This window comes from Micromonospora sp. 050-3, assembly GCF_046549335.1.
Taxonomy (GTDB): Bacteria; Actinomycetota; Actinomycetes; order Mycobacteriales; family Micromonosporaceae; genus Micromonospora; species Micromonospora trifolii.
This window is the reverse complement of the sequence record NZ_JAJPVX010000002.1, coordinates 616,023-630,501: the sequence shown is the minus strand read 5'-3', so window position 1 is coordinate 630,501 and position 14,479 is coordinate 616,023. Positions and strand designations below refer to the sequence as shown.

The following is a 14,479-nucleotide window of genomic DNA, read 5'->3' as shown; positions in this document are numbered from 1 at the left end:
CCTCTCACCTACGCCGCCGGGCCACTGCCGGCAATCGGCCGGTCCGGGAGCGCGATCAGGCCGCTCCGACCCGCCCCATACACCCGGAAGACGCCCCACTGACCGCCCGTCAGATGCCGGGCGAGAGTGCCGGAGCGATACAGGTAGTCACCCGCGGCGCCCCGTCGACCGCCGGCGCCGCCATTGGCCGCCGGGTCCAGCACGATTTGATACGACACACCCGGATTGAACTGCCCCTGGCTCGCTGCGAGCTGCGAGTCGGGGTCATTGGGCCCACGCCGCCAGATGTGGTCGTGCAGGGCGAAGCTCGTCGAGCGCGGGTCACCGACGGCCTGCCCGACGTGGAACACGGTCTTGTCGCCCCCGTACGCCTGGAACATCGGCGTCGACGGATTCCCGTGCACGTACGAGCTGAAGATGTTTGTGATGTTCTGGTCGTTGGCGTACCGATGCGCGAAGGGCTCGTTGCTGTAGTTGATGGAAAACTCGCCCTGGTCCTCGGCGTCATCGGCCACATCGCTCGGCGTCAGGCTCAGGTCGAAATTGTCCGGCACCGGCTGGTCGTCGGCGACGTTGCCGTTGGTGTCCTTGCGGAACAGCGCCAGGTCGCTGTTCATCAGCACGATGTTTTCTCGGTGGTCGGCGCCGTTCGGGTTGGAAATCACCGCGCTGACACCGCTGGCCAGCGGTGCACCCGTGGTGGGGTTGAGGTACGTGCTGCCGGCCGGCTCGATGATCAGGGCCCCGTACAGGCCGTGCGAGGCGTGATGCATCGGGTCTGCCATGTCACGCAGCATCGCCATGCCGCGGACCGGAACGGACCATCGGTAGGTGACCTGCTCCCCCGGGCCCGCCGTGCGGTCGTAACCGTGGGTCGCGCCGACGTTCACGCCCGCGGAGTAGCTCCAGTGGTCGGTCAACTGGGGTCGCATGGACACCCGGTTGCTCACCGGCAGCGGCCGGAAGCCGGGCACGTTGACCTCGTCCTTAGGCGGTTGGTCAAGGCAACCCGGGTAGCTCAGGACACTGGTGCGGTAGCCCAACTGCCCCGGTTCCACGCCCTCGAAGCAACTCGGCACCATCTTGGCCGGATCGAGCCTGTTCTTGAGGGTGACCTCCACGCAGTCACCGGCGTTGGCCCGCATGACCAGCGGCTCGTTCTTGACGGTGCCGTTCGTCCAGTCGGATTCCAGCGCGTACTGAAGACCGTTCGGGTCGTGGTCGCCGGCCTTGTTGTAGGTGATGTCCCGGTTGATCGCGACCACACTGAATGCCTTCACCGGCGCCGCGGCGGGACAGGGTGTGCCGGGAGGCGGCACGCCGACCTCCGGCTTCTCGTCGATGCAGTTCAGTGCGTTGGCGGTGTTGTCCGGCAATGGATACAGCAGCGATCTCGGGGGCGGAGGAGGATTGTCGGGATCCCCGCCCGGGGACGCTCCCCAGTACTGGCAGCGCATGACCCGTAGATAACCCCAGGCGCCGAGGAACATGTCGTCCGATCCGCCCAGGAAGTAGAGCTCGTCCCGGTCCACCGGCCCGCCACTCTTGCGGCCCTCGGTCTGCGGTTTCACCAGCATGTCGAAGTATTCGAGAATGCCGATGTGCTGCGCGGAGACGACGTTGGAGTTCGGATCGTTGGGCTCCTGTTTCCACCTGCCGTCCATGTTGAAACCGTGGGACTCTTCCTGGGAGAGCTGGAACAGCCGCCACTTGATCCGGTCACCCTTGAACGCCATTGGCATGGGTGTGTATGGGTTCCCGTATGACTCATCTTGCGCCGCGAACACCTGGGACGGGTCCCTGTCTCGGCGCGCCTCGAACGGCTCCAAGGTGTAGTTGATACCCATCACGCCCTGGTCGTCGAGGCTGGACGGGAATGGTGCCGGTTGGATCGGCACCCCGTACGGAGTGACGAACTGGTCGTCGTTGGTCGTGCTCGGATCCGGGTCCTTGAACATCGGCACGTGATCCTCGATGAAGAGAGACACGTTGCGGTAGTCGTACCCGTCGGTGTCCTTGCCGTTGTAGTCGGTGGTGCTGTCGCAGACCACCGAGACCATGGTGCCGACGGCGACCGCCTGGTCCGTTGCCAGGCTGCGGAAAGTGCATCCGGCGTCGTGGATGGTGCCACCGCCGAAGAGCCCCGCGTCCTGGTGGACGTTGGCGAAGAAGTGGTCGTGGAACGAGTTCGTGGATGTGTTCTCGTGCACGAAGTCGCGGTAGGTGATGGTCTGGCCGACACCGGTGGCGGCACCGTCGGCGCCCTGGTCGTAGTTCCAGCCGTTGGCGGCGCCGTCGGAGGAGAGCACATCGAACTGGACCATGTGCTGGTGCAGGCCGACCTCGTTGGTGGTCTGGAGCCGGTCGAAGACGGTGCCGCCGTACGTCATGGGTAGTCGGTTGGTCAGGTTGTAGACCACGCAGTCACCCACGTTGAGCAGAGGCGAGAAGGGCTGTGGCTTCTTGCCGGCCAGCACCGCGTCCCGTTCCGAGTTGAGCACGTAGACGCGCGACTGCGGATTTCGCCACTTGGCTGTCGGGTTGTACACCTGGTTCAGTTGGATGGCAGAGATGTCGAAGGTCTTCGTCGGCCTGCCGGCCGGGCAGGGGTTCTGGAAGAAGCCGCCCGGCACCTGTGCCCCGGTGTCGGCCGCGGCCTTCTCCTTCGTGGTGGGCGGGAAGGTCCCGGAAGTTGCGCGCTCCGACACTCCGAGCGGCGGCTTCGGCGCCTTGTACCCGAAGACACCGGGTACAAAGTGCGGGAAGCCGGTCTTGTCCGCGTCCGGCGACGGAGGCGGGTTGATCCCGGTGACCGAGGTCTGGTAATCGAAATCGGCCAGTGGCTGCAGCCGCGGGATCGGCGTGCCGTCCGGGTTCTTCCGGGTGCCGTCCTCGAGCTTGTCGAGGGTACGGTTCAACCCCCACATGCCAGTCGCAAAGTGCGGATAGAGGTGGCAGTGGAAGATGATGTCGCCGAAGGTGGCCTGCTTCGTCTTGTGCGACGAGCCCGCACCGCCCTGCACCACCAGGTCGTAACTTGTGCCCGGGGACACCGACTGGACGTCAAGGATGTTGGTCTTGGCGGTGACGTGGTTGGGGCTGCTGATCGAGTCCAGCCCACCCTCGTTCTGCGGGTCGTACGCCCACCGGTTCACATGCCAGTGGAAGGTGTGGGTTTCGAACTCGGCCGGGTGCAGCAGCCGCACCTGGGTCGGCTCGCCCCGGTAGTTCGGAAAGACCAGGTCACCGCCGCCCGGGTCGCCGTAGATCCACGACGACAACGAGGTTTCCTCACCGACGCACTCGTTCGCCTTGTAGCCCTGCCCGGCCACCGTTGCCGCAGGGCAGCCGATCTCCTCGCGGTTGTAGGTCGGCTCGGCGCGGTAGTTGAAGGCGAACCACTCGAGCTTGACCGGCACTTCCTCGTGGTACTGCACAATCGCGTCGGCGTCACCGCCGCCGAGGCCAGGAAGGGTGTTCTTGGTCATGACCGCCGTCTGGGCCGCGGTCGGGGTCACGCACTCCGAGCCAGTCTTGTCCTCCGAGGCCCCTCTGCAGTAGCGGGTCAGGATGCCCGGCTCGGCCTCCACCTCGTCGTGCATGAAGAGCACGTGCTCGCGGAAGTCCTTGTTGTTCGGGCGCTTGATGATCGCCCGAGTGCCCGACGCCAGCGCCCCACCGGTACGAGAGTCGACCCAGGTGGCGTCGCTGGCCTCCACCACGATGGCACCGAACGCCCCGAAGGCGTGTGAGCCGATGAATTTCACTTTGCCGGTGGAATCTTCGGGCCGGGTCTGCCGGGAGGTGAAGTCGGCGCCGTCCTTGAATTGGTACTCACCCTCGGCCTGCGCGTGCAACAGGTAGGTGATCTTTCCGCCCGGCGCTGCGGTGGAGTCCGGGTTGTCGCCCACCACGGTCCCGTCCCCGGTCTTGACGTCGTAGTCCAGGCCGTCGAAGTGCATGGAGGCGTTCGGCGCCTTGGTCGGATCGAAGTCGATCCTGGGCGCGGAGAGCGCCGGCGCGAACTCCCGAGCGCCCAACGTGCTCGAACCGGCGGCCTTCTTGATCTCCCCCGGCAGGGTGTAGATCGCCGAGTCTCGGACCGTGCGGTCCAGCGTGGGCGCGGCCTCGTTCAGCCGGTTGGTGAAATTGACCGTGACGCAGTCGCCCTTGTTGACCCGCAGCGTGAGCGGCTCGATCAAATCGTCGAGGTTCGCCTTGGACGGGTCGGCGGCGCTTTTGAAGTTGGCCCGCACCGTGGCGATGTTCGAGTCGAGGATGTACATCCTGCCCTCGGGGACGACGTCCCCGAACCGGTTGAGGAAGATCGGCAGGTTGATCATCGAGACGTTGAACGCCTTCGCCGGCGCCCCGGTAACACACGGGTTGACCGGGGCACCCGCCTTCGGCGGGAGTGTGCCAGCGGCGGTGGCCTGGCTGACCATCCACATGGCCCCGCCGGCGAGGGCGATCCACAGGCCCGCACCCACGGTGAGGGCGAGTCGGACCGGCCAGGTGGACTTGCGGCGTACGACTACCAGGACGAAGGCGGCGATCGCCAGGATCAGTAGTAGGGGTGTGACATCTGCGGGCGCTGCGGCCACTCGGCCTCCTAGAGATGGGTCACGGAGGCCCGCCCCGGGCATGCCGCCCAGGACGATATGGAGTTACGCGCGGCAGAGCCCCCGTGACTCGCTGCGATGGTGAATCGATCCTCGACGATTCAATCTTGCCCGTCAACACTCTTGGTAGCTTTCGGTCAGGTCCCGGCTACCGCCGGTGCGTGCATGATCAGCCGTCCTGCACTCCGCGTGCGGGGTGCAGGACGGCGGCCGTCCGAGCTCGAAGCCGGGCGGTCAAGGGCGACGACACCAGTGGATGGACAGACCGGTCCGCGGAGCAATGTGGCCGAACCCGAAGGGCCGACATTTGCCTTCGCGCCGCTTCCGCTGCTTTATCGACACTCAACACTGCGCCCGGGATCGGGAGCAGTGCGCCCAGCTCACAATGCCTGGCGAAAACCTGGGGTGTGACGGCAGAAACCATTCTCAACAAAATCTTGCAACAAATCGACGCACGCGTCTTCCCACCGGTCCCGCCAGTAACTATGTTCACCAATGGTCCCACCAGTGGGATCGATCTCCCACCGGCCCGTACCCCCGTTGGGCCGGTTCCCTCACACCGGAGGTACCACGTGCGCAAAGTCGCAGTGGGTCTGCTCGGGCTCTCACTGACGGCGACAGGCCTGGCTTTCGGCCCGTCCGCCTCGGCGGCGCCTCAGCCCAAACTGCCGGCCGCAGCACCGGCCGCTGCCGAACCACAGGCGCTGAAGGACGAACTCCCCGACAAGCTCGAGGAGAAGCGCCGCGCACTGCGTGAGCAGGGGCTCAGCGACGTGCTGAGCGGTCGGAGCAAGCCGATCGAGCGCAACGGAAGTACGGTGGTCAAGGTCGGCAAGGCGGCCGGAGCGGGCGCCAACGCCCGCACCACCGCTGGCGCGAAGCAGGCCAAGGACCAGTACGTCGAGCTCAGGCGTGAGCAGACCGACAAGATCTTCGTGATCCTGGCCGAGTTCGGTGACGAGCGGCACCCGTCCTACCCGGACAAGGACATGGACCCGGACATCGCCGGACCGACGACGTTCGAGGGGCCGCTGCACAACAAGATCCCCGAGCCCAACCGGGCCGTGGACAACTCCACCATCTGGCAGCCGGACTTCAGCCCGGAGCACTTCCGCCAGGTCTACTTCGGCACCAACCCCGGCGACGAGTCGCTCAAGCAGTACTACGAGGCGCAGTCCTCGGGTCGCTACACCGTCGACGGTGAGGTGACCGACTGGGTCAAGGTCCGGTACAACGAGGCCCGTTACGGTCGCTCCGACGACCCGATCCCGGACCCGAAGCCCGGCCAGGATCCGGACCCGCGGGACGACCTGGCCGTGTGCCCCGAGAACGTCTGCTCCAACACCTGGGCGCTGGTCCGCGACGCCGCCAACCAGTGGGTGGCCGACCAGAAGGCCAAGGGCCGGACGGACGCGCAGATCGCCGCCGAGATGAAGGCCTTCGACCAGTGGGACCGGTTCGACTACGACGGTGACGGCGACTTCAACGAGTCGGACGGTTACATCGACCACTTCCAGATCGTCCACTCCGGCGGCGACCAGGCCGACGGTGACCCGCAGCAGGGCGAGGACGCCATCTGGAGCCACCGGTGGTCGGCCTACTACAGCTCGCCGGTCGGTCCGGCATACAACCAGAGCGGCGGCACCCAGATCGGCAACACCGGCGTCTGGATCCGCGACTACACGATCCAGCCGGAAAACGGCGGCCGCAGCGTCTTCTACCACGAGTACGGCCACGACCTGGGCCTGCCGGACGACTACGGACCGGCGGACAACAACAACGAACACTGGACCCTGATGGCCCAGAGCCGGCTCGCCGCCAAGAACGACGTCGGCATCGGCGACCGGGGCGGCGACCTCGGCGCCTGGAACAAGCTCCAGCTCGGCTGGCTCGACTACGAGGTCATCGTGGCGGGTCAGAAGCGCACGCTGGAACTCGGCCCGCAGGAGTTCAACTCCAACAAGGCGCAGGCCGCTGTGGTCGTGCTCCCGCAGCGGGAATACACCTTCGACTACGGCGCACCGTTCGAGGGCTCCAAGCAGTACTTCTCCGGTAACGAGGACAGCCTCGACAGCAGGATGACGAGGACGTTCGACCTCACCGGGAAGTCTTCGGCGGCGCTGTCACTCAAGGGCAAGTACAGCATCGAACCCGGTTACGACTACCTCTACTTCGAGGCGTCCACGGACGGCGGTAAGACCTGGACCGACCTGGACGGCACCGTCAACGGCACGCCGATCGGCGAGGACGGCAACGGCCGCCCCGCCATCTCCGGCAGCAGCGAGGGCGCCTGGACGGACATCAACATCCCGCTGACCTCGGTTGCCGGGAAGGTGGCGCAGGTCCGCCTGCACTACGTCACCGACCTCGGCGTCTCCCTGGGCGGCTTCTTCGGTGACGCGATCACCGTGACCGCCGACGGCCAGACCGTGTTCAGCGACGGCGCCGAGGCCGACGCCGGCTGGACGCTGGAGAACTTCCAGGTGGTCGGGTCGACCTACACCCGGCTGTTCGACAACTTCTACATCGCCGGCAACCGGTCGTACGTCTCGTACGACAAGTACCTGAAGACCGGCCCGTACTTCTTCGGCTACGCGAACACCCGCCCGGACTGGGTGGACCACTACGCGTACCAGGAGGGCCTGCTCATCTCGTACTGGAACACCCGCTGGTCGGACAACAACACCGCGCCGTACAACCCGGAGTCCAACCCGGGTGGTCACCCGGGTGAGGGCCGCAACCTGTACATCGACGCGCACCCGCGCCCGATCTACAACCTCACGGGAGCTCCGTGGCGGGCCCGCGTCCAGGTGTACGACGCACCGTTCAGCCTGAAGAAGGCCGACTCGTTCACCCTGCACCTCAACAGCCAGCCGCAGTACATCCGCGGCCAGGCCGCTGAGCCGCTGTTCGACGACACCAAGAAGTACTTCTACGAGGAGCTGCCGAACCACGGCGTCAAGCTCCCCGCGACCGGTGTCAAGATCAAGGTTCTGGAGCAGGACGGCACCTCGATGAAGATCCGGGTCAGCTGACCACTGATTGCGGCACCAATAGCGACGCCCGGGCAGGTGACCTGCCCGGGCGTCGCCCTTTGTCCGCGCCACCGTCGGCACGACGTGATTTGACTCTCGGTAGCGTTCCGGGCACGGTCAAGCACATCGGCGGTTAGTCGTCAACAGCGGTACGGCCACTTGACGACAAAGTCGCCCCACAAGCACGATCGTCGATGTTGATGGTGGACCGGCGCCCTGCGTAGATGGCGTCGCAGACCGGCCTGCCGGCTGCCACCTCGGCATCGTCCACGGGGGTGGTCAGGCTTGTCAGGTGGAATCTGGTCGGAAACGGACGGCAGCGGCACAGACCCGCTCTGGACGGTGAATTCGAGCCCGTTGGACACGGCCATGGTGTCGGCGGTGGAGCTGCGACTACTGCTCGCCGCCCGACAACGGGAACTGGTCCGGGCCCAGCATCGACTCATCGACGAGTACGCCCAGTTGGAACGACTGGAGGAGCACCGGAGTTCGACCGCGCATGGCCCGGACGACGTCGTACGGGACTGGACGGAGTTCACCCGACTGGCCGGCCGGCTGAGTGCCGAGGCGCCGGACGACTGGCGGGTCCTGCTCGGGATGCCACCGGACCCGACGGCCGCGGAGCCCGGCCTGCCCGCGGATCGACGGCACCGGACGATCCTCGACCGGCGACTCCTCGAGCTTCCTGGTGGACTCAGCCGTGCCGATGGAGCCACCCACCCGGAAGGTCAGACCCGGATCGTCTCGGCCATCCCCATCTCGATGGTGATCTCCGCGAAGATGGCCGTGGTCGCACCGACCGGCACGCACCGGTCGGTCGGCTGGGTGCTGCGCGCGCCGGCGCTTGTCGATCTGGCGGGCCACTACTTCGACAGCCTCTGGCGGCTGGCGCAGCCCTTGGCCTCCGAGACGGCGGCAGGCAGGGACGCGCCGTCGGAGGTCCAGCTGCAGATTCTGCGGCTCGCCGCGCACGGCGCCAAGGACGAGGCCATCGCCCGCAGTCTCGGGCGCAGCCCTCGCTGGGTACGCCGGCATTTCGAACTCCTCTCCGAGCGGCTCGGCGCGTCCAACCGGCTGACCCTTGGGATCGCTGCCGCCCAACGCGGTTGGATTTGATCTTGCAACTTGTGGACTGCGACCACTTCGCCATGCCCCTACCCTCCGGCATCTCCGATCATTGGCGTACGCCGATGGAGATCCCGTCGGTGACCGCGCCTCGAGCGCGATTTGTCCAGGGGGAAGGACCCACTTGCGAAGGATCGGACTGCGGCAGACCGTCGCCCTCTTCGTAACCGCACTCGCCGTCGGTGGCACCATCACCGCGGCACCCCGGCCGGCCCAAGCCGTCCCGGAAGGCTTCGACCACGTCGTCTACTGGAACAACGTCTTGCTGAAGACATACCGCGCAGTGGGCGGTCCGCCGACGGTGCTGTCCCGGGCGGGCGCGATGATGCACCTCGCGATGTACGACACCAGCCTGTCGTTCGGTGCCAGCGGCACCCCGTACATCGCCCGCGTCGCCAAGATGCCCAACTACAGCTACGACCGTAACTGGAACATGGACGTCGCGGCGGTCACTGTCCTGGCCTCCATCTGGCCGAGCCGGGACTTCGGCAACGACTTCGCCGGCTCCCGCTCCTACCCGCCGATCGGCAATCCCGGACCCGAGGGATGGAGCACGAGTGTCGGCGAGGGCACGGCGCGGAACATGATCAACGCCCGCGCCAACGACGGCTCGACCAACAACGCCCCGTACACCGCGAGCTTGACCGCCGGCCAGTGGCGACCGACCGGCTCAGGCGCGGCGGCCAGCCCCAACTGGGGGGCGGTCAAGCCGTTCGCCCTCACCTCCGGTGCGCAGTTCCGTCCCCCGCTGCCGGGTGGCTTCACCAACGCCGACACGATGCTCAAAAGCAGCGCGTACGCCGAACAGGTGAACGAGGTCAAGAAGCTCGGCTCGGCTACCGCCAGCTCCACCGACCGCACGGCCGACCAGACACAGGCCGCGTACTTCTGGGCCAACGACCTCGACGGCACCTACAAACCGCCGGGCCAACTCTTCCGGCACACCCAGATCATCGCGGCCCAGCTCGGCAGCGACACCGCCAAGCTGTTCGCCCTCGTGGCGATGGCGATGGCCGACGCCGCCATCGCTGGATGGGACGCCAAGTACAACACCAGCATCGACCTGTGGCGGCCGGACACCGCGATCGCCGAGCCCGAGACCGACAACAACGCCGCCACCGTGCCCAACGCCGCGTGGGAGCCGCTGTCGATCGACCGCAACGGCGTCCACTTCTCACCGCCGTTCCCGGCGTACGTGTCCGGCCACGCGATCTTCGCTGGCGCCTGGGCTGGCATCATGAAGCGCTATTACGGCACCGACGCGGTCACGTTCATCGCCACGACCGAAGATCCCCAGGCGTTCAACGTCACCCGCACCTTCACCAGCTTCAGCGCGGCAGCCGTCGAGAACGCCCGTAGCCGGATCTGGTTGGGTGTGCACTACCAGTGGGACGCCGACGCCGGACTGAGCGTCGGAGACCAGGTGGCCAACCGGGTCATCAGCACCTACCCGCGGTAGACGGACCGACGATCCCGGACCGTCGGACAGCCCACCGGTCCGGGACCGTCGCACGTCCGGTGGGGTACCGATCGGCACATCCGAAGGTCGGCTACCTGGCCTTGGCAGCCGTCACCGCGACCCCGGGTCCTAGGCTGTCTGCCATGACCGACCAGCGCGGCGGGGCCGTCGACGAGTCCTGTGTCCTCACCGAGGGGCCGTGGACACACCGTTTCGTCGGCGCCAACGGCAGCCGGTTCCACGTGGTCGAGGCCGGCACCGGGCCGATGGTGCTCTTCCTGCACGGCTTCCCGGAGCACTGGTGGGCCTGGCACCAGATGCTGCCGGCGATCGCCGACGCCGGCTTCCGGGCGGTCGCCGTCGACCTGCGCGGCTACGGCGCCAGCGACAAACCACCCCGGGGGTACGACGGCTACACCCTCGCCGCCGACGTCGCCGGGCTGATCCGCGCGCTCGGTGAACGATCCACGACGATCGTCGGCAGCGGCCTCGGTGGCATGGTGGCCTGGACGGTCGCCTCGTTCCACCCGTCCCTGGTCCGCCGCCTCGTCGTGCTCGGGGCACCGCACCCGCTGCGACTGCGCGCCGCCATCTTCGCCGACCCGCGCGGGCAGTTCACCGCCTCCACTCCGGCGCTGAAGTTCCAGCTACCCCGCTACGAGCACGTGCTGACCCGCGACGGCGCGGCGGCCGTCGGCGAGATCATGCGCCGCTGGGGCGGCCCACAGTGGGTGGCCGGGCCGGACTTCGAGGCGTACGCCGAGCGGTGCCGAGAGGCGATGTGCATCCCACAGGCCGCGTTCTGCGCGCTGGAGGGTTACCGCTGGGCGTTCCGCTCGCTGCTGCGGCTGCACGGCTACCGGTTCGTCCGCCTGATGCAGAAGCCGCTGTCCACCCCGACCCTGCAACTGCACGGTGCCCTGGACACCGCCTCCCTGCCCCGCACCGCGCTGGGTTCCGGCCGGTACGTCGTCGCCCCGTACGAGTGGCGACTACTCGACGGGGTGGGGCACTTCCCGCACCTGGAGGCACCGGAACTGGTGCTCGGCGAAATCCTGCGGTGGGCGAAGACCTGACCGGTCAGACCCGCTGCTCCCGCAGGTCGGTGACCTCAGCGGCCGGCGCCCAACCCTGGTAGACACCGAAGTCGAAGACCTCCAGCCGCATCGCCTCGGCCACCGGCCAGCGGCCACCGGTGTACTCCACCCGCAGCCAGGCGTCGTGCTTGCCGAGCACGATGAACGGCTGCCCCTGCCAGGTGCAGGTGGTCCGCACGTACGCCAGGTCCTCGATCTCGCTCGCCGGCAGCACCCGGACGTAGCGGCCCGCGCGGACCTCGTCGAAGCCCTCGCCCGGCTCGGGCTGATAGAGGCGGATGTCGTCGCCGTCCGGGCTGGCCTGGTATTCCCGGCCCTGCCAGCGGGCCACGTAACCGTCGCGCATCACGCCTCCCCGACCCGTCGCCAGGTGACCGAGTCGGTGTCCAGTTCCGCGACCACCCGCTCACTGCCGTCCGCGCCGATGCGCCAAAGTTGGGCGCCGTGCGGCAGGCGTGCGCTGTCCACTTTGAACTCGGCAACCACGTCGCTGCTCTCGCCCGGGGCGAAGCCGTTGCCCCGGAACGGCGGGCGTTCGATGACCCAGCCCTCCATGGCTCGCATCGCCGGCTCGTTCTGACCGCCGTAGGGGATGCGGTAGAGGCTCGGCCGGTGGGCCGGCCAGCGCAGCACGTAGATCTCCTCGGCGTCCGGGGCGAACGGCGAGCCGGGGTAGCTGAGGCCCAGCGCCTCGTGCAGCTGAGTCGGCGTGGTCAGGTGGGACAGCTCACCGGCCCGGTGCACGAACCCGGACACCCGGTCGTACCCACGATCCAGGTAGTACGCGAGCTGGCTGGGCGCGATCGCCTTCTGCATGACCGTCGGCCGGGTCGGGTCGACGGCCGCGGGAGCGTACCGGGGGCGGGCGGCAGGTTCGGCCACGGCCGGCGCTTCCACCTGGTCCACTTCCAGGTCGTCCCCGAGCCCCACCTCGGCGGCCCAGTTGGCCAACGCGACGATCTGCTCGCCGGGCAACTTGGCGCCGACGGGCGTGCCCGGGTTGACGGCAAAGGACCAGTCCTCGTCGGGCCAGCGCCGGATCAGTTGGGCGAACTTCACCCGGACCGTGTCGACGTCCCCCTCGATATGGTCGGCGAGGCGCTCCGGCGACGTGTAGACCACCACGTATGTCTCGCCGTCGAGCTGCCCGGTACGCCAGATGAAACCGGGATCCCCGGGGCGGCTTCCGCGCACCGAGTCCGGTGCCGCCGGCAGTAACACCCGGGCCAGCAGCAGGGTGGACAGGAACGTGTCAGTGCTGCCGGAGCCTGCGGCGTTGAGCAGGTCCTCCTCGACCGTGTTGGCTGGCTCGAACTCGACCGGCGCCGGCTCGTCGGCCGGTGGGTGCGGAACCTCGCCCGCGATCGCGCTCTCGCCGCCGACCGGGTCCGTACCGACCGGGCCGGCCGACGAACCAGCACTGTCGGTGCGGTCGACAACCGGGTCGCCCAGGCCAGCGCCGGCCTCTGCCGGAGTCACCGTGTGCGGAACGGACGGGCTCGCAGCGGGCTGACCGGGGCTGAACGACGCGGGCCCGGATGGGTTGGGACCGAAGGACGACGGACCGAACAGGCCCGGGTCGGAGGGCGTCGAGCCGAACGGCGGCGGGGCGGCCTCGGCGGAGCTGGGCCGCCGGGGCGCCTCGACCGGCGCGCTGCTCTCGACCGGGTCGGTGAGGTCGCGGGACTCGATGATGGTGCCCTCGATGACGATGGGCGTGAAGCCGCGGCGCGGCGCGGGCGGCCCGGAGACCGGTTCCGCGACGGACGCCGGCAGGTCCTCCGCCGGCTCGAACCGGCCCAGCCGGTCCTGGGGAATCGCCTGCGTCTCCTCCGCCGATGGCCGCCCAGGCGCATCGGCCAGGGGAGGCTCACCGGTCAGCCGGAACGCTCGGGTGGGCTCCTCGGCCAGCGGGTTGTGCCGGCGCGGCGGCAGCGGCTGGGTGATCTCCTCACCGGATGGGGGCGAGCCCGCCCCACGGGACGCGCCGAGGCCGCCCTCCGGCCGTCGTATCGGCTGGGTGGCTGCCGGGTCCGCCGCCATCGGAAAGGCTCGCGTCACGGTCTCGTCGACCGGCGCGTCGGCTGGGCGGCGGCGAGGGAAGGGCTGACTGCCTCGCCCGAACCGGGTCGGCGGGGCCGCCCGGTCACCGGGGCGTCCTCCGCTCGGGGCCGGGTCGCGGGCCGGGCTGGGGTCGAAGAAGGAGCGCCGAGGTGCGGCCTGGGGGCCACCGTTGCCGTTACTTGGGGCAGGGCCGTCGACGTCGCCCGGCCGGGTCGCTGCCGGCCAGCCCACGCTCGGCCCGGGCTGATCAATGGTGGGGCCGGCGGTCGCTAACGGGGTGAACCGGGACGGCCGGCCGGTGCGGGGCAGGGCTCCGTTGCCCGGCGCCGGCCGGGGCGGCTCGGCGGGGTGCCGCTGACCGGCGGCGGGCAGGTCCTCCTCGCCGGGTCGGCGCGGTGGCTCGGCGGGGACGGGTGGCCGGGGCGCCGGACCCGGCGCCGGCGGGGCACCCACCCGAGGGGCCGCGCTCCGCGCGGGCCTACGGGGCGCCAGCGGAGCAGCCGCGGGCCCGGACGAGGCCGCCCCCGTCGCCGGAGGCGACCCAGCGGCTGGCGCGGAGTCCCGCGGTGACGCGCCGGGCCGGGTGCGGGCCAACGTCTCGGCCCGCTCCAGCCGAGCGCGGGCACCCATGGCACGGCCGGGCAGTCGCACGTCGCCTCGGGACAGCTGCGACACGAACCAGGCCGGCAGGTAACCCTCAACCGGCAGACCCGGATTGACGGCGAGCCACCACTCGTGGTTGGGCCAGCTGGCCGCGAGGTCGGCGAAGGGGATGCGTCGGTTGCTGCCGGCGTGATCGCCGAGGCAGGCCCGCAGGGCGGCGGCGGAGGTGAAGGCCAGGACGTGAGTCCGGCCGCCGGTGGTCCAGGTGCCCCATCCGGCGGGTGGCTGGCCGGGCTGCGTCGGCGCGGAGACCGGCAGCAGCACATCGGTGCGGGACAGGAGCCGGAAATACAGCTCCTGGTCATTGGCGCGCAGCGCGTCGCGCATCGCCACCTCGGCCTCCGTGGCCGGCTCCCATGCGGTCACGGCCACCTCCCCTTCCGAGAACAGGCCACAGGTATCGCGTACAACCTA

At 68.8% G+C, this 14,479-nt stretch carries 7 protein-coding genes; 4 read left to right on the top strand and 3 right to left on the bottom strand.

What is annotated here, in order from left to right:
- Positions 1–8: 8 nt before the first annotated feature.
- A complete protein-coding gene (locus ACLJOK_RS17915; RefSeq protein WP_410819933.1) occupies positions 9–4,646 on the bottom strand; it encodes a hypothetical protein in 4,638 nt (1,545 codons plus the stop codon).
- Positions 4,647–5,209: 563 nt separating this feature from the next.
- Between ACLJOK_RS17915 and ACLJOK_RS17910 the strand changes: the two genes are divergently transcribed.
- From ACLJOK_RS17910 to ACLJOK_RS17895, 4 genes are all read left to right on the top strand, one after another.
- Entirely contained in the window at positions 5,210–7,657 is a 2,448-nt protein-coding gene (locus tag ACLJOK_RS17910) for an immune inhibitor A domain-containing protein (protein ID WP_410821525.1), read from the top strand.
- A gap of 342 nt (positions 7,658–7,999) precedes the next feature.
- The gene (locus tag ACLJOK_RS17905; RefSeq protein WP_410819932.1) at positions 8,000–8,773 is read left to right on the top strand and encodes a helix-turn-helix domain-containing protein; all 774 of its coding nucleotides are present in this window, start codon (positions 8,000–8,002) and stop codon (positions 8,771–8,773) included.
- 133 nt (positions 8,774–8,906) lie between these two features.
- Positions 8,907–10,241: a phosphatase PAP2 family protein gene (locus ACLJOK_RS17900; protein WP_410819931.1), complete on the top strand. Its 1,335-nt coding sequence runs from the start codon at positions 8,907–8,909 to the stop codon at positions 10,239–10,241.
- A gap of 143 nt (positions 10,242–10,384) precedes the next feature.
- A complete protein-coding gene (locus ACLJOK_RS17895; RefSeq protein WP_238679873.1) occupies positions 10,385–11,317 on the top strand; it encodes an alpha/beta fold hydrolase in 933 nt (310 codons plus the stop codon).
- Positions 11,318–11,321: 4 nt separating this feature from the next.
- On the opposite strand, the gene ACLJOK_RS17890 is transcribed toward ACLJOK_RS17895, so the two are convergent.
- Together ACLJOK_RS17890 and ACLJOK_RS17885 are read right to left on the bottom strand one after the other, a co-directional pair.
- Complete coding sequence (locus ACLJOK_RS17890) at positions 11,322–11,687, bottom strand: hypothetical protein (RefSeq protein WP_238679874.1); 366 nt, start codon at positions 11,685–11,687, stop codon at positions 11,322–11,324.
- Positions 11,684–14,431, bottom strand: coding sequence for an SseB family protein (locus tag ACLJOK_RS17885; RefSeq protein ID WP_410819930.1), 2,748 nt, complete (start codon positions 14,429–14,431; stop codon positions 11,684–11,686). The genes ACLJOK_RS17890 and ACLJOK_RS17885 overlap by 4 nt, the downstream gene beginning before the upstream one ends.
- Positions 14,432–14,479 lie beyond the last annotated feature (48 nt).

Bases quoted from the DNA above. Each gene is read 5' to 3' on its own strand.
- ACLJOK_RS17895 (WP_238679873.1), top strand. From the start codon at position 10,385: ATGACCGACCAGCGCGGCGGGGCCGTCGACGAGTCCTGTGTCCTCACC.
- ACLJOK_RS17915 (WP_410819933.1), bottom strand. From the start codon at position 4,646: ATGCCCGGGGCGGGCCTCCGTGACCCATCTCTAGGAGGCCGAGTGGCC.